Source organism: Pseudomonas sp. NY15364, assembly GCF_048068235.1.
Taxonomy (GTDB): Bacteria; Pseudomonadota; Gammaproteobacteria; order Pseudomonadales; family Pseudomonadaceae; genus Aquipseudomonas; species Aquipseudomonas mendocina_D.
Genome location: NZ_JBLUPX010000009.1, coordinates 150100 through 169941, shown reverse-complemented (window position 1 = coordinate 169941; position 19842 = coordinate 150100). Strand labels below are relative to the sequence as shown.

The window sequence follows — 19842 nt, the reverse complement described above, 5'->3', positions numbered from 1 at the left end:
GATGACTCGAACTAGATGATCCTCAGGAACCAGCTCTTCCAATGTCGGCGGAAACAGGCTGCTTTGTTGCCGATCTTCACCTTGGATATAGCCCATAAACGACAATGCCCCCATCGACTGATGGAGGCATTGTCTTCAGCTTGCACTCAGACTGCTAGGTTTTCACACAGTCTGTTGAGCCGGTTTTTTTATGCCCGCCATTCCCTTCGGGATTTAGGCAAGGCAAGACGCGGAGCGAACTTCGCGCCTGTCAGCCCACGAAGCTGAGCAACACCCCCGCCGCCACGGCCGAGCCGATCACACCGGCCACGTTCGGCCCCATGGCATGCATCAGCAGGAAGTTCTGCGGGTTGGCCTCCAGGCCGACCTTGTTCGATACCCGAGCCGCCATCGGCACGGCCGACACACCCGCCGAACCGATCAACGGATTGACCTTGTTGCTGCTGAACAGGTTCATCAGCTTGGCCATCAATACACCGGCCGCCGTACCCGCGCAAAACGCCACCATGCCCAGCATCAGAATGCCCAGGGTCTTGAGCTGCAGGAAGGCCTCGGCCGACAGCTTCGAACCCACGGTCAGACCGAGGAAAATGGTGACGATATTGATCAGCGCATTGCGCGAGGTGTCGGCCAGACGCTCGACCACCCCAGCCTCACGCAGCAGGTTGCCGAGGGCGAACATGCTGATTAGCGGCGCGGCGTCAGGCAGCAGCATCCCGATCAGAATGCACAGCACGATGGGGAAAATGATTTTCTCGGTCTGCCCCACCGGACGCAGCTGCTGCATGACGATGGCGCGCTCTTCCTTGGTGGTCAGGGCGCGCATGATCGGTGGCTGAATCAAGGGCACCAACGCCATGTAGGCATAGGCCGCAACTGCAATAGGACCAAGTAGATGCGGCGCCAGCTTGGAGGTCACGAAGATCGAGGTCGGGCCGTCAGCACCGCCAATGATGGCAATGGAGGCAGCCTCCTTGAGGGTGAACTCCATACCGGGAATACCCAACGCAGTCAGTGCCAAGGCGCCGAGCAGCGTACCGAAAATACCGAACTGCGCAGCAGCACCCAACAGCAGTGTTTTGGGGTTGGCCAGCATCGGACCGAAATCGGTCATGGCGCCGACGCCGAGGAAGATCAGCAACGGGAAGATGCTGGTCGGCAGCCCCACTTCATAGATCAGGTGCAGAAAACCCGCACCCTCCGCCATGTTGGCCACCGGAATGTTCGACATCAGCCCGCCGAAGCCGATAGGAATCAACAGCAAAGGCTCGAAGCCTTTCTTGATCGCCAGGTAGATCAGCAGTATGCACACCGCGATCATGAACGCCTGACCGGGTTCCAGGTGATACAGGCCGGTGCTCTGCCAGAGCTTGAGCAGCTTTTCCATTATGCGCCCCTCAGCCGATGGTCAGCAGGCTAGCGCCTACTACCACGGTATCGCCGACCTTGACGTTGACAGCACCGACAGTACCGGCCTTGAAGGCGCGGATCTCGGTTTCCATCTTCATCGCCTCGAGAATGATCACCAACTCGCCCTCCTCCACGGCCTGGCCTGGCTGCACCAGCACCTTGAAGATATTGCCAGCCAGCGGTGCCGCCTGCGGCTCGCCGCCATCCACTGCAGCCGAAGTAGCCGCCGGTGCAGCGCTCGCCGCGCCACCGACGGGCTTGATTCCCTCGATATCACCGCCGTCGCTCACCTGCACGACGAACGACTTGCCATTGACCTCGACGGTGTAGACCTCAGGCTTGCCAGCCTCGCGAGCAGGCATTTCCTTACCAGTCGGAGCGGGTTCGAAGGCCGCCGGATTGCCGCGATTCTCCAGGAATTTCAAACCGATCTGCGGGAATAGCGCGTAGGTCAGGACGTCGTCGATTTCGTCGGCGGCCAACTTGATGCCTTTCTCCTGAGCGATGCCCTTGAGTTCGGCGGTCAGCTTGTCCATCTCGGCGTCGAGCAGGTCGGCCGGACGACAGGTGATGGCCTCGGCACCATCGAGCACACGGGCCTGCAGTTCGGCATTGAAGGGAGCAGGAGCTGCGCCATACTCGCCCTTGAGTACGCCGGCGGTTTCCTTGGTGATCGACTTGTAACGCTCGCCGGTGAGCACGTTGATCACTGCCTGGGTACCGACGATCTGCGAAGTGGGCGTCACCAGCGGGATGAAACCCAGGTCTTCGCGCACGCGTGGAATCTCAGCCAGCACCTGGTCGAACTTGTCCTGGGCGCCCTGCTCTTTCAGTTGGCTTTCCATGTTGGTGAGCATACCGCCCGGCACCTGGGCGACCAGGATGCGCGAGTCGACGCCCTTGAGGTTACCTTCGAACTTCGCGTACTTCTTGCGCACCTCGCGGAAGTACGCAGCGATTTCTTCCAGTAGCTCCAGGTTGAGCCCGGTGTCGCGCTCGGTGTTCTGGAACATCGCCACCACCGACTCGGTCGGCGAATGACCGTAGGTCATCGACAGCGAGGAAATCGCGGTGTCGACGTTGTCGATGCCAGCTTCCACCGCCTTCAGGATGGCCACCGACGACAGCCCAGCCGTTGCGTGGCACTGCATATGGATCGGAATGGCCAGACTGGCCTTCAGACGTGAGACCAGCTCGAAGGCGGTATAGGGCGTGAGAATCCCGGCCATGTCCTTGATGGCCACCGAATCGGCGCCCATGTCTTCGATCTGCTTGGCCAGATCGACCCACATGTCCAGCGTATGCACCGGGCTGGTGGTGTAGGAGATGGTGCCCTGGGCATGCTTACCCTGCTGCTTGACGGCCTTGAGCGCCGTTTCCAGATTGCGCGGATCGTTCATCGCGTCGAATACGCGAAACACATCGACGCCGTTGACGGCGGCACGCTCGACGAATTTTTCCACTACGTCATCTGCGTAGTGGCGGTAGCCCAACAGGTTCTGCCCGCGCAACAGCATCTGCTGGCGGGTATTGGGCATGGCCTTCTTCAGTTCACGGATGCGCTCCCAGGGATCTTCGCCGAGATAACGAATGCAGGCATCGAAGGTCGCGCCACCCCAGGACTCCACCGACCAGAAGCCCACCTGATCGAGCTTGGGCGCGATCGGCAGCATATCTTCAAGACGAACACGCGTCGCCAGGATCGACTGATGCGCATCACGCAGCACCACATCGGTGATTCCGAGTGCTTGTTTCACGGCAGTCATGCAGGTACTCCCTCTGAACCTGATCAACCGCGGCGTGCGCGGTGCTGGGCAATGGCGGATTGGATGGCGGCCAGTGTTGCTGCGTCCGGCTCATGGCTGGCGGACCTGGCACTAGGTGCTGGAGAAGAAATGGCCGGGCTCGGCGCGGGCGGTGCGAAGGTCGCGATCAGCCCTGACATCAGACTGACCACACCCACCAGCAACACCAGAAAGACAAAGACGAAGCCCATGCCGAACAGCATGAGTTCGACACCCTCGAGCAGCAGTTCACTGGGGGTCATCTTGGCTCCTTTGGCCAGCAGCTCGCGGGCTGCGTTCATTATTGAATAGGAGCGCCCAGCGTCAGCGCCTGGGCAAAGCTGGCGAACCTTAGCGTGAAACGAGCGTTTGAAGCAAATGCCAAAAGGGCCGGACGGGCTATTTATGTAGTGGTTTATCGGCATCCACTACCAAAGAAGCAGAAAGGCCCTGCGAGGGAAGTATCAGGATGCGGAGCGCGCCACGCCGGCAACGGCAGGAGCAAGCCTCAGCAGGGTCTTGAAGTGACGCGTCTCATCGCCAGGGGTACGCCCGAACAGGCGCTTGAACTCTCGACTGAACTGCGACGGACTTTCATACCCGACACGCAGCGCCACACCCAGCATCGGCTCTTCGGCGCTGGCCTCGGTCTCGATGGAAAATGGCAAAGGCAGCGCCAGCACCAGATAGTGCTGCGCGTCGTATACGTACAGGTTGCCGTCGTGCAGCCCGCTCTTGCGCCCCTGGATCACGATCACGATGCTCGGCTCATACAGTGCCGGGGTAACCGGGAGCGCATCAAGGTAACGCCGTCGAGCTGCGCCGCGGTGTACCCCTCCTCGGGGACCAAGCGCAGCATCAGCTCGACCATACGCTGCTTGATGCTCTCAGGACTCATGCTCATGCGCCGCTTTCGACTCGTTATCAATACCCGGACATTGCAGGAAGCATTCAATAGAAACAGGCAATATCGAAAGAGTAACGAGACTTAGCAACCGGCCTACCCCTGCCTAGCATGGACTCTCCAGAACGCAATGGAGATCGACATGAGCAAAGTCATCCTAGTCACCGGCGCCAGTAGCGGTATCGGCGAAGCCATCGCCAGACATCTGGCAAGCCTGGGCCATCACGTGGTACTCGGCGCCCGGCGCATCGAGCGCCTGCAGGTACTGGTGGAAGAACTGCAAGCACAAGGTCAACACGCCTCCTGCCTCACCCTCGACGTCAGCCAACTGCATGAGATGCAGGCCTTCGTCGAATATGCCGAAGCGCAGCACGGCCCCGTCGACGTGATCATCAACAATGCCGGAGTCATGCCGCTGTCGCCGCTCAACGCCCTGAAGGTGGACGAGTGGGACCGCATGATCGACGTCAACATCAGGGGCGTGCTGCATGGTATTGCCGCCGTACTACCAGGCATGGAAGAGCGCGGGCGCGGCCAGGTCATCAATATCGCCTCCATCGGCGCCCACGCCGTATCGCCGACAGCAGCGGTCTACTGCGCCACCAAGTATGCCGTCTGGGCGACTTCCGACGGCCTGCGCCAGGAAAGCGAGCGTATACGCGTCACGACCATCTGCCCCGGCGTGGTCGAGTCCGAACTGGCCGACAGCATCTCCGATGCCAGTGCGCGCGAGGCGATGAAAGCGTTCCGTCGCGTCGCCATCACCCCAGACGCCATCGCCCGCGCCGTGGCCTATGCAGTCGAACAACCCGATGACGTCGACGTCAGCGAGCTGATCGTGCGCCCCACCGCCAGCCCTTATTGATGGAGAACACCATGTCAGCGAAGAGCACCGTCGCGGCAATGCTGATCAGCGGCGCCCTGCTACCCGACGCGGTAATGGCAGCACCCGAGCCTTTACATCCTTATGTAGGCATGTGGGTAACGGACGACGGCCATGTTCGCCATGAGCTATTGGCCAACGGCCGTTATGACGAGGCACGCGGGAATCGCGAGAGCGCCTACCAGGGCAACTACCACGTCACCGGCAACCACATCGACTATGTCGACGACACCGGCTTTACCGCCGACGGGGAATTCATCGACGACGTGCTCTATCACGGCGGCATGGTGCTGCGCCGCAAGAACACCTCAACTGACGAGTAACGCCCCCATCAGCCAAGGAAAAAACCATGAACACGCAAAAAATCGTCATTGCACTGCTACTGAGCGCCTCACTCTGCTTCCCGGCCTGGGCAAACGACAACACCGCGGCCAATCAGGCCCTGATTCAGAAAGCCTTCGATGATTGGCGCGCCGGCCAGGGCGGCATCTTCCAGTTGCTCGCCGATGACGCCGTCTGGGTCGTGGCCGGTAGCAGCCCGTCCTCCGGGACTTACCGCACGCGTGAGGCGTTCATGGAAGATGCGGTCAAACCCATCACTGACAAACTGGCCACGCCCATCGTACCCACCGTCCGCCAGATAGTGGCGCAAGGGCCTTACGTGGTCGTGCACTGGGATGGCGAGGCGACTGCCAGGACGGCAGCCGCTACGAGAACAGCTACTCCTGGCACATGCAGCTGGAGAATGGCCGGATCACTCGGGTCACGGCCTTTCTCGATACCTGGCGGCTGGTCGAGCTGATGAACTGATTACAGCAGGAAGATCGACGCCAGCCCCAGGAAGATGAAGAAACCACCGCTGTCGGTCATGGCGGTGATCATCACACTGGCCCCCATGGCCGGATCACGCCCCAGGCGTGCCAGGGTCATGGGGATCAGCACCCCCATCAACGCCGCCAGTAACAGGTTGAGGGTCATTGCCGCGGTCATCACCACGCCCAGCGACCAACTACCGTAAAGCCCATAGGCAACGGCGCCGATCACACCACCCCAGAGGATGCCATTGATCAGGGAAACACCCAGTTCCTTGCGTACCAGGCGCTTGGTATTGCCTGTGCTGACCTGATCCAGCGCCATGGCGCGTACGATCATGGTGATGGTCTGGTTGCCCGAGTTGCCGCCGATACCGGCAACGATGGGCATCAGCGCCGCCAGCGCCACCAGCTTCTCGATCGAGCCTTCGAACAGGCCGATCACGCGCGACGCCAGGAACGCGGTGACCAGGTTGATCGCCAGCCAGGCCCAGCGGTTGCGCACCGACTTCCACACCGAGGCGAAGATGTCTTCCTCCTCGCGCAGACCGGCCATGTTCAGCACTTCGCTTTCACTTTCCTCACGGATCAGGTCGACCATCTCGTCGATGGTCAGACGGCCGATCAGCTTGCCGTTCTTGTCCACCACCGGGGCGGAAATCAGGTCGTAACGCTCGAACGCCTGAGCGGCGTCGTAGCCGTCCTCGTCCGGGTGGAAACTCACCGGATCGTCGGCCATGACCTCGCCGACCTGCTTATCCGGATCGTTGACCAGCAAACGCTTGATCGGCAACACACCCTTGAGCACGCCGTCGTAATCGACCACGAACAGCTTGTCGGTATGGCCCGGCAGCTCCTTCAGGCGGCGCAGGTAACGCAGAACCACTTCCAGGCTGACGTCTTCGCGGATGGTGACCATCTCGAAGTCCATTAGCGCGCCGACCTGATCCTCTTCGTAGGACAGGGCCGAGCGCACACGCTCACGCTGCTGAGCGTCGAGCGACTCCATCAGCTCATGAACGACGTCGCGCGGCAGTTCCGGGGCCAGGTCAGCGAGTTCGTCGGCGTCCATGTCCTTGGCTGCAGCGAGAATCTCGTGATCGTCCATGTCGGCGATCAGGGTTTCTCGTACCGCGTCGGAGACTTCCAGCAGGATGTCGCCATCTCGCTCGGCCTTGACCAGTTGCCAGACGGTCAGACGCTCATCGAGCGGCAGGGCTTCGAGGATGTGGGCGATATCCGCAGGGTGCAGATCTTCGAGCTTGCGCTGCAGCTCGACGAGATTCTGACGATGCACCAGGTTCTCGACCCGGTCGTGATGCTGGCCTTCCTGACGGTGAGTCAGATCTTCGACCAGTTTGTGCCGATGCAGCAGTTCGATCACCTGGGCCAGGCGATCCTGCAAGCTCTCTTGCGGCTTTTTGGCTTCTACTTCTGTCATAGCGCGCTCCACCCCCAGCTGGCGGGCACGCCAAAGGGGATCAATCAGGTCTTACACGATTGTGCGAGGGGAGTATTGAGTAACTACTGGGTAAGTCCATGGTGGTATTCCACAAGCCCCGGCGGGGCTGACGCGGCGAATCATAACACCGCAAAACAGCTTTGTACGTGACAAAAGCGCGGCAAGAACAATTGCTTGCATCACAAACTTCGATCTCGCATGAAAACCTAGCTATGCGACGCCAGCCATCCGCACCAGGACACCCTGGCGAGTACGAAAAAATGGTCTAACCTGAAGCAGGTAAACGTCAGGGAGGACGACCCATGCGAGGACTGCACTTCGCAGCGCTATTGGCCGCTGCATTTCTCTACCCTATTGCAGACAGCTCAGCGGCCAGTGTGTTCCGCTGCGTGAGTGCAAATGGCCATGTCACCTTCACCCGCCACGGCTGCGCCGACGATCAAGAGCCGCACCTGCAGGATACGCGCAACCACACCCCCAGCAGCGGCAAGGCAATCCCTCTCGCGGACCCAAGCCGGCGCGCAGCAACCACCTCGACCGGCAGTGGCGAGCTGGTCATCGTTGGCCAACAGGACGATGGTTGCGACAACCTGCTGACCAGCCGCGAGAGACGCCAGGCGATCATCCGCAAGGAAGTCCGCCCCGGCATGAGCCGCGCCGACGTGGAAAGCAGCCTGGGCAAGCCAGATAGAGTCACCAGCAGCAATGGGCAGCAGCGCTACCATTACCGAGAGAAACGCAAAGGCGGGAACAGCCGACAGATCAGCTTCGACGAAGCCGGCTGCGTGAAGAAATAACGCACAAATAAAAAGGGCCTGCATTGCTGCAGGCCCTTTCGGTATGGCGGACTCAGGAGGATTCGAACCTCCGACCGCTCGGTTCGTAGCCGAGTACTCTATCCAGCTGAGCTATGAGTCCATTTGGCGCTTTTTGACCAGATCACCGCTGGCTGAAACATGACCTTGCATCGCTGCAGTGCCATTTAATATGGCGGACTCAGGAGGATTCGAACCTCCGACCGCTCGGTTCGTAGCCGAGTACTCTATCCAGCTGAGCTATGAGTCCGTTACAGATCACCCGAAAGCTACTGCGCTTGGTTATGCTTCGTTGAAACCGAACTCAGAATGCTCATTTAGAAAACTAAACTGCGCTTCTTCGTTCGCTTTCGCCTCGCCTACCCTTCGCTCGCTACGCTTTCGTGCGACCTTATGGCGCTTTTAGACCAGATCACCGCTGGTTGAAACAAAATGGCTTGCAGCGATGCAAGCCATTTGAATATGGCGGACTCAGGAGGATTCGAACCTCCGACCGCTCGGTTCGTAGCCGAGTACTCTATCCAGCTGAGCTATGAGTCCACTTACTTGGTGCTTTTATACCAGATCACCTCTGGTGATTCGCCAGCCCGACTTACGCCCGACTCGCTGAATAATGGCGGAGAAGGGGGGATTCGAACCCCCGACACCCTTTTGAGGTGTACTCCCTTAGCAGGGGAGCGCCTTCGGCCACTCGGCCACCTCTCCGCAACACGGGGCGCATGATAAACATGTTTTCCCCGTTTGCAAACAAAAATTTGTAGAAAAATTAGTGGCTTGGTTCGTCACCCTTCTCTTTCTGGATGCGCTGGTAGATTTCTTCACGGTGTACGGCAACCTCTTTCGGCGCATTGACACCAATGCGCACCTGGTTACCTTTCACACCCAACACGGTGACAGTCACATCATCACCGACCATCAGGGTCTCTCCGACCCGGCGAGTCAGAATCAGCATTCCTTTCTCCTCAACGGATTACATTTCTCAGGACAACAGTCTGCAAAAAGAAAATGGTGCCGGCTTCCTGCTAAATCAAGCATGAAAGCCTCCACCCAAGTATTGACCAGCCTGCGTAGAAAGAAAGTTCCCGCATACCAGTCAAAAAGACGAAAGGCGCGGAACCAGCCGCGCCTTTCAAATCAGTGGAATTACTCGCCCTGCCGGGCCGGAGCATCCAGCTCGAAGGCGGTATGCAGTGCGCGTACCGCCAGCTCCAGGTACTTCTCTTCGATCACCACGGACACCTTGATCTCGGAGGTGGAGATCATCTGGATATTGATGGTCTCCTTGGCCAGGGCCTCGAACATGCGACTGGCGACACCGGCGTGGGAACGCATACCGACACCGACGATGGACACCTTGGCAATGTTGGTGTCGCCGACCACTTCACGAGCGCCCAGCTCGTCTGCGGTCTTCTGCAGCACGCTTAGGGCGTTGTTGTAGTCGTTGCGATGCACGGTGAAGGTGAAATCGGTGGTGTTATCGTGCGAAACGTTCTGCACGATCATGTCCACTTCGATGTTGCCGGCGCTGATCGGGCCGAGAATCTTGAAGGCGATGCCTGGGATATCCGGCACCCCACGGATGGTCAGCTTGGCTTCGTCGCGATTGAAAGCGATGCCGGAAATGATCGGCTGTTCCATGGATTCCTCTTCATCAAGGGTAATGAGGGTGCCCGGGCCCTCCTGGAAGCTGTGCAGAACGCGCAGCGGGACGTTGTACTTGCCGGCGAATTCCACCGAACGAATCTGCAGCACCTTGGAACCTAGGCTGGCCATTTCCAGCATTTCTTCGAAGGTGATCTTTTCCAGACGCTGGGCCTTGGGCACCACGCGCGGGTCGGTGGTGTAGACACCATCGACGTCGGTGTAGATCTGGCACTCCTCGGCTTTCAGCGCTGCGGCCAGAGCCACACCGGTGGTATCGGAGCCGCCACGACCCAGGGTAGTGATGTTGCCGTGCTCGTCGACGCCCTGGAAACCCGCGACCACGACGACGCGGCCGGCCTTGAGGTCGGCACGAATCTTCTGGTCATCGATCTGCAGAATTCGCGCCTTGTTGTGCGCGCTGTCGGTGAGGATGCGCACCTGGTTGCCGGTGTAGGACACCGCCGGCACGCCGCGCTTGATCAGCGCCATGGCCAACAGGGCAATGGTCACCTGCTCACCGGTGGACACCATCACATCCAGCTCACGCGCAACCGGCTCGCCATCGGTGATCTGTTTGGCCAGATCGATCAGGCGGTTGGTTTCGCCGCTCATAGCGGAAACCACGACGACGATGTCGTCACCGTTCTCGCGGAACTTCTTCACCTTATCGGCCACCTGCGCGATGCGCTCGATGGTGCCGACGGAGGTGCCCCCAAACTTCTGTACGATCAAAGCCATTTCAAAAAGCCGCCTGATTCCTCGAAGGGCGCCCATTAAACCCGCATCGGGTCATACTGCCAAGGCCCGCCGGACGCACTGCGGGCCCCGCTTTCTCGCTCGTTACGAAGCTTGTTCGACCAAGGTTGCGGCCAGGGCCAGGGCTTCATCCAGCTTGCCGGCATCAACGCCGCCACCCTGGGCCATGTCCGGGCGACCACCGCCCTTGCCGCCCACTGCTGCGGCGGCCTGTTTCATCAGGTCACCGGCCTTGATTTTGGAGGTCAGGTCCTGGGTTACACCAGCGACCAGTACCACCTTCTCGTCGAACACGCCGCCGAGCAGGATCACAGCGCTGCCCAGCTTGTTCTTCAGTTGGTCGACCAGCGCCAGCAGCGCCTTGCCGTCCAGACCATCGAGACGCGCAGCCAGCACCTTGGTGCCCTTCACGTCCACGGCCGAACCAGCCAGGTCATTGCCAGCAGCGCTGGCGGCCTTGGCCTTGAGCTGCTCCAGCTCCTTTTCCAGCTGACGGTTGCGCTCGATCAGAGCCGAGAGCTTGTCCAGCACGTTGTCGCGGCTGCCCTTGACCAGGGAGGCGGCTTCCTTGAGCTGTTCCTCGGCACCGTTGAGCCAGGCCAGCGCAGCGGCGCCAGTGACCGCTTCGATACGACGCACGCCAGCGGCCACGCCGCCTTCGCTGGTGATCTTGAACAGACCGATGTCGCCGGTACGCGATACGTGGGTACCGCCGCACAGTTCGACGGAGAAGTCGCCGCCCATGCTCAGCACACGTACCTGATCACCGTACTTCTCGCCGAACAGGGCCATGGCGCCCTTGGCCTTGGCAGTCTCGATATCGGTTTCTTCGGTCTCGACCTCGGAGTTCTTGCGAATCTCGGCGTTGACGATGTCTTCCAGCTGCTTCAGTTGCTCGGGCTTGATCGCCTCGAAGTGGCTGAAGTCGAAACGCAGGCGCTGACTGTCGACCAGCGAACCTTTCTGCTGGACGTGATCGCCCAGCACCTGACGCAGCGCGGCGTGCAGCAGGTGAGTCGCGGAGTGGTTCAGCGCGGTGGCCTGACGCACGCTGGCTTCGGCTTCAGCCTTGACGCTGGTGCCGACACTCAGGCCGCCCTTGGCCACCACACCGTGGTGCAGGAAGGCGCCGCCGGCCTTGGTGGTGTCGCGCACATCGAAGCGCACGCCGGCGCTCTCTAGATAACCGCAGTCTCCGATCTGGCCACCGGACTCAGCGTAGAACGGGGTCTGATCCAGCACCACCACGCCCTCTTCGCCTTCGGCGAGGCTGTCGACCGCAGCACCGGCCTTGAACAGGGCAATGATCTTGCCGCTGCCGCTGGTGCCTTCGTAACCGAGGAAGCGGGTGTCGCTGTCGACCTTGACCAGGGCGTTGTAGTCCATGCCGAAGGCGCTGGCGGAACGAGCGCGCTCACGCTGCGCTTCCATTTCACGCTCGAAGCCCTCTTCGTCCACAGACAGCTCGCGCTCGCGGGCGATGTCGGCAGTCAGGTCGACCGGGAAGCCGTAGGTGTCGTACAGCTTGAACACCACGTCGCCCGGGATTACCGAGCCCTGCAGGCCGGCCAGATCCTGCTCGAGAATCTTCAGGCCCTGCTCCAGGGTCTTGGCGAACTGCTCTTCTTCGGTTTTCAGCACGCGTTCGATATGCGCCTGCTGCTGTTTGAGCTCGGGGAAGGCTTCACCCATCTCGGCCACCAGGGCGGCGACGATCTGGTAGAAGAAGCTGCCCTTGGCACCCAGCTTGTTACCGTGACGGCAGGCGCGACGCACGATACGGCGCAGCACGTAGCCACGGCCTTCGTTGGACGGGGTCACGCCGTCGGCGATCAGGAAGCTGCAGGAACGGATGTGGTCAGCCACCACTTTCAGCGAGGCCTGGCCTTCGTTGCTGCAGCCGATGGCCTTGGCCGAGGCAGCCAGCAGGTTCTGGAACAGGTCGATCTCGTAGTTCGAGTTGACGTGCTGCAGCACGGCACTGATGCGCTCCAGGCCCATGCCGGTATCCACACTCGGCGCCGGCAGCGGGTGCAGCACACCATCTGCAGTGCGGTTGAACTGCATGAACACGTTGTTCCAGATCTCGATGTAGCGGTCGCCATCTTCTTCCGGGCTGCCGGGTGGGCCGCCCCAGATGTGTTCGCCGTGGTCGAAGAAGATCTCGGTGCAAGGGCCGCACGGACCGGTATCGCCCATCGCCCAGAAGTTGTCGGAGGCGTACGGCGCGCCCTTGTTGTCGCCGATGCGAATCATGCGCTCGGCCGGAACACCGATTTCCTTGTTCCAGATCTCATAGGCCTCGTCATCGGTGGCGTAGACGGTGACCCAGAGCTTTTCCTTGGGCAGGTTCAGCCACTTGTCGGAGGTCAGGAATTCCCAGGCGTAATGAATGGCATCGCGCTTGAAATAGTCGCCGAAGCTGAAGTTGCCCAGCATTTCGAAGAAGGTGTGGTGACGCGCGGTGTAGCCGACGTTTTCCAGGTCGTTGTGCTTACCGCCGGCACGCACGCACTTCTGGCTGGTGGTGGCACGGGTGTAGGCGCGCTTTTCCAGGCCCAGGAAGCAGTCCTTGAACTGGTTCATACCCGCGTTGGTGAACAGCAGGGTTGGGTCGTTCGCCGGAATCAGCGAGCTGGAAGCGACACGGGTGTGCCCTTTTTCTTCGAAGAAGCTCAGGAAGGCTTCACGGATTTCTGCGCTTTTCATAGGGATATCCACGGAATCAGGCGGCCACGGCAAAAGCCGGCAAAGGGCCGCATTATATCGGGCCTGTCGCCTGCGGCTAGTACCTTGTTGATAGCCGACAGCTATGAACTGCCGGCATCTTGCTCAATGAGAGCGGAAAGCGGCGAATGCCTCGATCACTCGCTCGATGCCTTCGCTGCCCACATCCAGATGGGTTACCAGGCGCAGGCGCGGCGCCGCAGTGACGGCGATGCCGTGTTCGGCCATAAAGGCCTTGATTGCGCCGGCGCGTTCACAGAGCTGCACATAGACCATGTTGGTCTGTACCGGCTCGACGCTGTAACCCAGCTCACTCAGCGCCTCGCCCAGATGTGCGGCCTTGGCGTGATCCTCGGCCAGGCGCTCGACCTGATGCTGCAGCGCATACAAGCCTGCTGCCGCCAGCACGCCGGCCTGACGCATGCCACCCCCGACCATCTTGCGCAAACGGCGTGCTTTGGCGATCAACGCCGTACTGCCACAGAGCACCGAACCGACCGGCGCACCGAGCCCCTTGGACAGGCACACCGAGACCGAATCGAAGTGTTGGGTGATCTCGCGCGCCGGCACACCGAGCTTGACCGCCGCGTTATACAGGCGGGCGCCATCGAGGTGCAGGCTCAAACCACGACGGCGAGTCATTTCGCGGGCGGCAGCCAGGTAATCGAGCGGCAGCACCTTGCCCTGCATGGTGTTTTCCAGGGCCAGCAGGCGGGTGCGGGCGAAGTGGAAGTCGTCTTGCTTGATCGCCGCCTCGACCTTGGCCAGGTCCAGCGAGCCGTCGGCTTCACCCTCGATCGGTTGCGGCTGGATGGAGCCGAGCACGGCGGCGCCGCCGCCCTCGTACTTATAGGTATGCGCCTGCTGGCCGACGATGTACTCGTCACCGCGTTCGCAGTGAGCCATCAGGCCAAGCAGGTTGCTCATGGTGCCGGTGGGGACGAACAGCGCCGCCTCGAAACCCAGTTCATTGGCCAGCCAGACCTCCAGACGATTGACCGTGGGGTCTTCGCCATACACGTCATCGCCCAGCTCGGCAGCCATCATGGCTTCGCGCATGGCAGCAGTGGGTTGGGTAACGGTGTCGCTACGCAGGTCGATCAAGGGCATGACAGGCTTTCCCGGCAATTGGCGAAAGGCCCATGCTAAAGAGGTCGCTCGGACGGTGAAAGATACAGTTGAGGGCAAAATCGCGGACTGCCGTGGTAGGCACTTTAGCGGCGATCAATACGACGCAACGTCGCGGCTGAAGCCCTGCAACATACGCCGCTATGCCAAACCGGCGCCATCGTCGGGGACGATCAGAATGGCAGCGCGGTGGCCGTTCTTGACCTTGGGATTGGGGAAGATGATGCGCGCGCCCTGCTCTTCCACGATCCAGCGGGTATCGGCGATATCCTCGGCAAGCAGGTAGCCGGGCTCCAGCTCGGTGAAGTTCTCGATATCCGCAGGCACATGCAGTTGAAAACTATCGCTGTGCTTGATCACCTCGCGCGACACGGCGAACAGCTGCATGTCATCGAGGGTCGGCTCACCACTGATTACCTCGCGCCCTTCGATCAGCGCGTGCAGCGCGTTCTCCAGCAGATCGAGGTTGACCAGTTCGTTCTGGCCGAAAGCACGCGCCTTGCCCAGCTCCAGGGTGAAGGCCTCGGCGCCGAGTTGCGCGTAGGTATAGGCGCTGAAGGTAATCGACGATTTGTTCTGCAGCAGTACCGCCTCGATGCCAGCAGCACGCAGACGCTCCAGCTCGCGACGGGAATGTGCACGCCCCTCCTGCCACGGATAGAGAGCGAACTGCTCGATTTTGGACGCGCGGATGGCGGTATGCAGGTCGTAGTGCAGGCGCGTGCGACCGGTGTCCTTGCCGAAGAAATTGACGGCCAGGTGCTCGAGGTCGCAGGCCCTGATGGCCTCGAAGCCACTGGACTGCTCGTGACGGCCGCTGAACAGACGATTGAGGTCCTGCTCGACGTAACGCTCGCCACGGCGCATGGCCTCAGGGTTGCCAAACAGAAAGAGAATGCGCGCCGCCGGATGCAGCTCGTTGCGCGCGATGCCGCGCAACAGACGATCAAGCAGCTCGATTGGCGCGGTTTCGTTACCATGGACGCCGGCCGACAGCAGCAGGTCGAGGCCGTTGTCGCGCGCTGCAGGCGGGGTCACCTCCAGCGCGCCTTCATCGAGCCAGCGCAGACGCGTGCCATCGGGCGTCAGTTGAATCTTCGCCGACGGCTCGTGGCCGGCCAGGGTCAGTTCAAGCAGTTTGCCGAGGGCAAGCATGGGGACTCCTTGGTTCGCAGCATTTTGGTAGAAGCGAGCGTCGCGAGCGAACAAGCGTTTTCGCGAGCAGAGCTCGCTCCTACAAGGTTCGATCAGTGATTGCAGTCCGGGCCATGAACATGATCATCCTCGTCGACAATCATCGGCTCCATCTCCAGCTGCAGGCTGACCAGGTTGGTGGCCTGCGGACGCAACAGCAGGTTGACGTACTCGGTATCGCCCTCCTCCACGTCGACACCGATCAGCAACTGATCGCCAACTGCCTGGACCCACAGTTCCTTGCCCTGCCAGACCACAGCAAAGCGGCTGCAGGAGGTTTCCAGCTGAGTGCCATCGTTGTCTTCAAGAATCAGTTGCAGCGCGTCGCTCATACAATCTCCGGGAATCGAGGTCAGGTTCAGGCTATCTGAAAAGGATAGACCGAGCCCAGTTTAAGGATCTGCGTCAGTTCATCCAATGCCGTGCGGCATTCGGTCAGCAATTGCGGGTCGGCCAGGTCGGCTTCGCTCAAGCGGTCGCGGTAATGCTTGTCGACCCAGGCCACCAAGGTATCGTGCAACGCGTCGCTCATCACCACGCCAGGATTGACCGCCGCCAGCTCCTGCTCGTTGAGCGCCACGCGCAGGCGCAGGCACGCCGGGCCACCACCATTCTGCATGCTCTGCTTGAGGTCGAACACGCGCACCTCGCGGATCGGCCCGCCGCTGGCCGTCAGCTGCTGCAAATAGCGCCAGACGCTGGCATTGTTCCGGCACTCCTCCGGCACCACCAGCAGCATGCTGCCGTCGGCACGGCTCAGCAGTTGGCTGTTGAACAGGTAGGAGCGCACCGCGTCCTGCACGCTGACGGCAGAGCCTGGCACGCATACGGCTTGGAAGTTGCCGCCACGACGAGCCAGCTTGTCACCCAGCTCGGCCAGCACCTTGTCTGTTTCGAGGAAAGCATCCTGGTGATAGAACAGCACCTCGCTGTTACCCACAGCGATCACGTCGTTGTGGAACACGCCCTGATCGATCACCGCCGGATTCTGCTGGGCGTAGACCACACCCGCCTCGCTTAGCCCATGCAGACGGGCTACCGCCTGGCTGGCCTCCAGGGTCTGTCGCGCCGGATAGCGCGCCGGCGCCGGATAGCGAGCGTCGAAGGCGCTGCGCCCGTAGACGAAGAACTCCACCCCGGCGTCGCCATAACCCTTGCAGAAACGCGTGTGGTTGGCTGCGCCCTCGTCACCGAACTGCGCCACTGCCGGCAGCGCCGGGTGGTGAGCGAAGTGCGCCGGGTTGGCGAACATCGCCTGCAGCACACGACTGGTGGTCGGGTGCTCGATGCTACGGTGGAACTTGCAGTTGAGGTTAGCCGCGGTGAAGTGCACACGCCCGTCCGCCGTGTCGGCGCTAGGGCTGACGGTGCAGGCATTGGCCGTCCACATGCTCGAAGCCGAGCAACTCGCCACCAGCAGTGGCATGGCCTCACGTGCAGCGCGCTGGATCACCTCGACATCGCTGCCGGTGAAACCCAGGCGGCGCAACGCCGCGACATCCGGGCGCTCCTGCGGGGCCAGTACGCCCTGCTTGAAGCCCATGTCCATCAGCGCCTTCATCTTCGCCAAGCCCTGCTTGGCAGCCTCCTTGGGATTGGATGCCGCCTGACTGTTGCTCTGCGAAGCCACGTTGCCGTAGGACAGCCCGCCGTAGTTGTGAGTCGGCCCGACCAGGCCGTCAAAGTTCATCTCATAGGCAGCCATTACAGAGTCACTCCCGGAGTCAGGGTCGCGGGCAGGCTCAGGCTGTCGCTTTCCAGCCCGGCCACCGGGTAGGCGCAGTAATCCGCCGCGTAGTAGGCACTGGCGCGATGGTTGCCCGACGCGCCGATACCACCGAACGGCGCGGTACTGGCAGCACCGGTGAGCTGCTTGTTCCAGTTGACGATGCCGGCGCGACTATGCAGCCAGAACTGCTCGAAGCGCGCCTTCGAGTCGGACAGCAGGCCAGCGGCCAGACCATAAGCCGTGGCATTGGCCTCGGCGATGGCCGATTCGAAGCTGTCGTAACGAATCACCTGCAACAGCGGGCCGAAGAATTCTTCGTCAGGACGGTCGCTCACGGCCGTGACATCGAGAATTCCGGGCGTCAGCAGCGCAGCATCGACCTGCGGTTGCGTCATCGCCAGTAATGCCGTAGCGCCTTTGGCGAGCAAGTCCTGCTGGGCCTGCATCAGCTGCGCGGCGGCCAGTAGGGAAATCACCGAACCCATGAACGGCGCCGGCTGCTCGTCGAAGCGACCGACCTTGATCTGTCCGGCAACCTGTACCAGTCGCGACAGCAGCGCATCGCCCCACTCCCCTTGCGGCACCAGCAGACGGCGCGCGCAGGTGCAGCGCTGGCCGGCAGAGATGAATGCGGACTGGACGATGGTGTAGACCGCCGCGTCGACATCCGCGACCTGATCGACGATCAGTGGGTTGTTACCGCCCATCTCCAGCGCCAGGATCTTGTCTGGGCGCCCGGCGAACTGGGCGTGCAGCAGATTGCCGGTGCGGCTGGAGCCGGTGAAAAACAGCCCGTCGATGCCGGGGTGGCCAGCCAGGGCGACGCCGGTTTCGCGGCCGCCCTGCAACAGGTTGAGCACGCCCTCGGGCAGCCCGGCCTCGATCCAGCATTGCACGGTCAGCTCAGCCACCTTCGGCGTCAGCTCGCTGGGCTTGAACAGTACGCAGTTACCGGCCAACAGCGCCGGCACGATATGCCCATTGGGCAGGTGACCCGGGAAGTTGTAGGGACCGAACACCGCCACCACCCCATGTGGCTTATGCCGCAACACCGCAGTGGCATCGCCCAGCGGGCCGCTCTTCTCGCCAGTGCGCTCACGGTAGCTCTGAATGGAAATGGCGACCTTGCCCACCATGCTGTTCACTTCGGTGGCGGCTTCCCATAGCGGCTTGCCGGTCTCCTCACCAATCGCTTGGGCGACTTCGTCGGCACGTGACTTCAAACAGGCGGCGAAACGCTCCAGCACGGCGATACGGCCGTCCAGCGAGTGCGCGGCCCACAGCGAGAACGCGCCCCGTGCAGCGCTTACGGCGGCATCGACCTGCGCCGCCGTGGCGCCCTGGCCCTGCCACAGCACGGCCTGGCTGACCGGGTCGAGCGATTGCAGCGACTCGCCCTGCCCGGGCAGCCACTGACCTGCGATGTAATGAGTGTTCATCTTGTTCTACCACTCCCAGCATTTTCCGGCGGCCGGCTTGGGCCGCCGCGCAAAACCAATAACTCAGCGGTGCGCCGACAGCGTCACAGCACGCACCTGATCACCCGCGGAAAGGCGCAGACGCTTGGCGGTCAGTGGATCGACCACCAGGGTGCCGGCCGCCAGACGCGCAGGCGCAGCGGTGATGCGACAATCCTGGCGCTTGCGGTTGTGTATCAGGAAAGGCTCGGCGTCATCGCCTGGCGTGCCGATGGCCAGCACCAGGTTCTGGCTGCCGTGTACGGCGCGGATCTTCGCGGTTTCCGCCTCGATAGCCTGGCCGGCATCGAAGATGTCGACATAGCCCTGGTAGCTGAAGCCCTCGGCCTTGAGCATGGCCAGCGCCGGCTCGGTGTCCGGGTGTACCCGACCGATCACGGCGCGTGCATCTTCGGACAGGAAGCAGGTATAGAGCGGAAACTTGGGCATCAGCTCGGCGATGAAAGCCTTGTTGCCAACGCCGGTGAGGTAGTCCGCCTGGGAGAACTCCATCTTGAAGAAATGCCGACCAAGACTTTCCCAGAACGGCGAACGCCCGCGGTCATCGGACATGCCGCGCATCTCGGCGATCACCTTGTCGCCGAACAGCTCGCGAAACTCGGCGATGAACAGAAAGCGCGCCTTAGACAGCAGGCGGCCGTTGAGGCCGCTGCGGTGATCGGCATGCAGGAACAGCGAGCACAACTCGGAATTGCCGGTCAGGTCGTTGGCCATGAACAGCGTCGGCACCTGGCGATGGATGTTCAGCTCCTGCGAAGCACTGACCGTGAGGCCGACGCGGTAGTTGTACCAAGGCTCACGCAGGCCGACAGCACCGGCCACCGCAGAAATGCCCACCACCTTGCCGGCATCGTCTTCGAGTACGAACAGGTAGTCGGCATCGGCACGTTCGGCCTCGCCGCGAAAGGCCTTCTCCGCCCAGCCGACCCGATGCGCCAGGCGCTCCTCGTTGGCCGGCAGCGTGGTCAGGCCGGCGCCGGTACTGCGAGCCAGGTCGATCAGGGCCGGCAAGTCGGCGCTGCGCACGGGACGAACGATCATAAATCCTCCAGATTCCTCAAGAGTACCGTCGGCACTCTCATCCGCCCTCAAAGGGGCGCCCGCTCCAGCCGGAGC

Annotated in this window: 16 protein-coding genes, 4 tRNA genes and 2 pseudogenes; 4 read left to right on the top strand and 18 right to left on the bottom strand. The window is 61.6% G+C overall.

Annotation, left to right across the window (positions count from 1 at the left end):
* Positions 1–250 precede the first annotated feature (250 nt).
* From ACNFCJ_RS10635 to ACNFCJ_RS10620, 4 genes and pseudogenes are all read right to left on the bottom strand, one after another.
* Positions 251–1387: a sodium ion-translocating decarboxylase subunit beta gene (locus ACNFCJ_RS10635; RefSeq protein WP_416771237.1), complete on the bottom strand. Its 1137-nt coding sequence runs from the start codon at positions 1385–1387 to the stop codon at positions 251–253.
* A gap of 10 nt (positions 1388–1397) precedes the next feature.
* Positions 1398–3176 carry a sodium-extruding oxaloacetate decarboxylase subunit alpha gene (gene oadA, locus ACNFCJ_RS10630; RefSeq protein WP_416771235.1) on the bottom strand — a complete coding sequence of 593 codons (1779 nt, stop codon included), beginning with the start codon at positions 3174–3176 and terminating at the stop codon, positions 1398–1400.
* A 23-nt stretch (positions 3177–3199) separates the two neighbouring features.
* Positions 3200–3457: an OadG family protein gene (locus tag ACNFCJ_RS10625; protein ID WP_416771234.1), complete on the bottom strand. Its 258-nt coding sequence runs from the start codon at positions 3455–3457 to the stop codon at positions 3200–3202.
* A gap of 201 nt (positions 3458–3658) precedes the next feature.
* A pseudogene (locus ACNFCJ_RS10620) lies at positions 3659–4065 on the bottom strand (AraC family transcriptional regulator N-terminal domain-containing protein).
* Positions 4066–4240: 175 nt separating this feature from the next.
* Here ACNFCJ_RS10620 and ACNFCJ_RS10615 point away from each other — a divergent pair.
* The 3 genes and pseudogenes from ACNFCJ_RS10615 to ACNFCJ_RS10605 all read left to right on the top strand — a co-directional run bounded on the left by ACNFCJ_RS10615 (position 4241) and on the right by ACNFCJ_RS10605 (position 5791).
* Positions 4241–4963, top strand: a complete 723-nt coding sequence (locus ACNFCJ_RS10615) for an SDR family oxidoreductase (protein ID WP_416771232.1) — start codon at positions 4241–4243, stop codon at positions 4961–4963.
* Positions 4964–5037: 74 nt separating this feature from the next.
* Positions 5038–5304: an Atu4866 domain-containing protein gene (locus ACNFCJ_RS10610; protein WP_416771250.1), complete on the top strand. Its 267-nt coding sequence runs from the start codon at positions 5038–5040 to the stop codon at positions 5302–5304.
* Positions 5305–5330: 26 nt separating this feature from the next.
* Positions 5331–5791 (top strand): annotated as a pseudogene (locus tag ACNFCJ_RS10605) (nuclear transport factor 2 family protein).
* On the opposite strand, the gene mgtE reads toward ACNFCJ_RS10605, so the two are convergent.
* Entirely contained in the window at positions 5792–7234 is a 1443-nt protein-coding gene (gene mgtE / locus ACNFCJ_RS10600; RefSeq protein ID WP_160020292.1) for a magnesium transporter, read from the bottom strand.
* 323 nt (positions 7235–7557) lie between these two features.
* Between mgtE and bamE the strand changes: the two genes are divergently transcribed.
* Positions 7558–8052 carry an outer membrane protein assembly factor BamE domain-containing protein gene (gene bamE, locus ACNFCJ_RS10595; protein ID WP_416771231.1) on the top strand — a complete coding sequence of 165 codons (495 nt, stop codon included), beginning with the start codon at positions 7558–7560 and terminating at the stop codon, positions 8050–8052.
* A gap of 44 nt (positions 8053–8096) precedes the next feature.
* Here the strand turns inward: bamE and ACNFCJ_RS10590 are convergent.
* The 13 genes from ACNFCJ_RS10590 to astA form a co-directional block, all read right to left on the bottom strand.
* Positions 8097–8173, bottom strand: a tRNA-Arg gene (locus ACNFCJ_RS10590).
* Between the two features lie 70 nt (positions 8174–8243).
* Positions 8244–8320 (bottom strand) — tRNA-Arg (locus tag ACNFCJ_RS10585).
* Positions 8321–8533: 213 nt separating this feature from the next.
* A tRNA-Arg gene (locus ACNFCJ_RS10580) sits at positions 8534–8610 on the bottom strand.
* A gap of 74 nt (positions 8611–8684) precedes the next feature.
* Positions 8685–8775: transfer RNA gene (locus tag ACNFCJ_RS10575), tRNA-Ser, on the bottom strand.
* Positions 8776–8836: 61 nt separating this feature from the next.
* Positions 8837–9022, bottom strand: a complete 186-nt coding sequence (gene csrA, locus ACNFCJ_RS10570) for a carbon storage regulator CsrA (RefSeq protein WP_003244478.1) — start codon at positions 9020–9022, stop codon at positions 8837–8839.
* A gap of 191 nt (positions 9023–9213) precedes the next feature.
* A complete protein-coding gene (locus ACNFCJ_RS10565; protein WP_143504313.1) occupies positions 9214–10452 on the bottom strand; it encodes an aspartate kinase in 1239 nt (412 codons plus the stop codon).
* Between the two features lie 102 nt (positions 10453–10554).
* The gene (gene alaS / locus ACNFCJ_RS10560; RefSeq protein ID WP_416771229.1) at positions 10555–13179 is read right to left on the bottom strand and encodes an alanine--tRNA ligase; all 2625 of its coding nucleotides are present in this window, start codon (positions 13177–13179) and stop codon (positions 10555–10557) included.
* A gap of 123 nt (positions 13180–13302) precedes the next feature.
* The gene (gene ltaE, locus ACNFCJ_RS10555) at positions 13303–14307 is read right to left on the bottom strand and encodes a low-specificity L-threonine aldolase (protein WP_416771227.1); all 1005 of its coding nucleotides are present in this window, start codon (positions 14305–14307) and stop codon (positions 13303–13305) included.
* 159 nt (positions 14308–14466) lie between these two features.
* Positions 14467–15480 (bottom strand): succinylglutamate desuccinylase, encoded by a 1014-nt coding sequence (astE, locus tag ACNFCJ_RS10550; protein WP_416771226.1) that lies wholly within the window; start codon positions 15478–15480, stop codon positions 14467–14469.
* 92 nt (positions 15481–15572) lie between these two features.
* Positions 15573–15851: a topoisomerase II gene (locus tag ACNFCJ_RS10545; protein ID WP_143504319.1), complete on the bottom strand. Its 279-nt coding sequence runs from the start codon at positions 15849–15851 to the stop codon at positions 15573–15575.
* 26 nt (positions 15852–15877) lie between these two features.
* Positions 15878–17224, bottom strand: a complete 1347-nt coding sequence (astB, locus tag ACNFCJ_RS10540) for an N-succinylarginine dihydrolase (protein ID WP_416771224.1) — start codon at positions 17222–17224, stop codon at positions 15878–15880.
* On the bottom strand, positions 17224–18687 hold the full coding sequence (gene astD / locus ACNFCJ_RS10535; RefSeq protein WP_416771223.1) for a succinylglutamate-semialdehyde dehydrogenase: 1464 nt from the start codon (positions 18685–18687) through the stop codon (positions 17224–17226). Before astD ends, astB begins: the two co-directional genes overlap by 1 nt.
* A 63-nt stretch (positions 18688–18750) precedes the next feature.
* The gene (astA, locus tag ACNFCJ_RS10530) at positions 18751–19767 is read right to left on the bottom strand and encodes an arginine N-succinyltransferase (protein WP_416771221.1); all 1017 of its coding nucleotides are present in this window, start codon (positions 19765–19767) and stop codon (positions 18751–18753) included.
* Between the last annotated feature and the right edge of the window lie 75 nt (positions 19768–19842).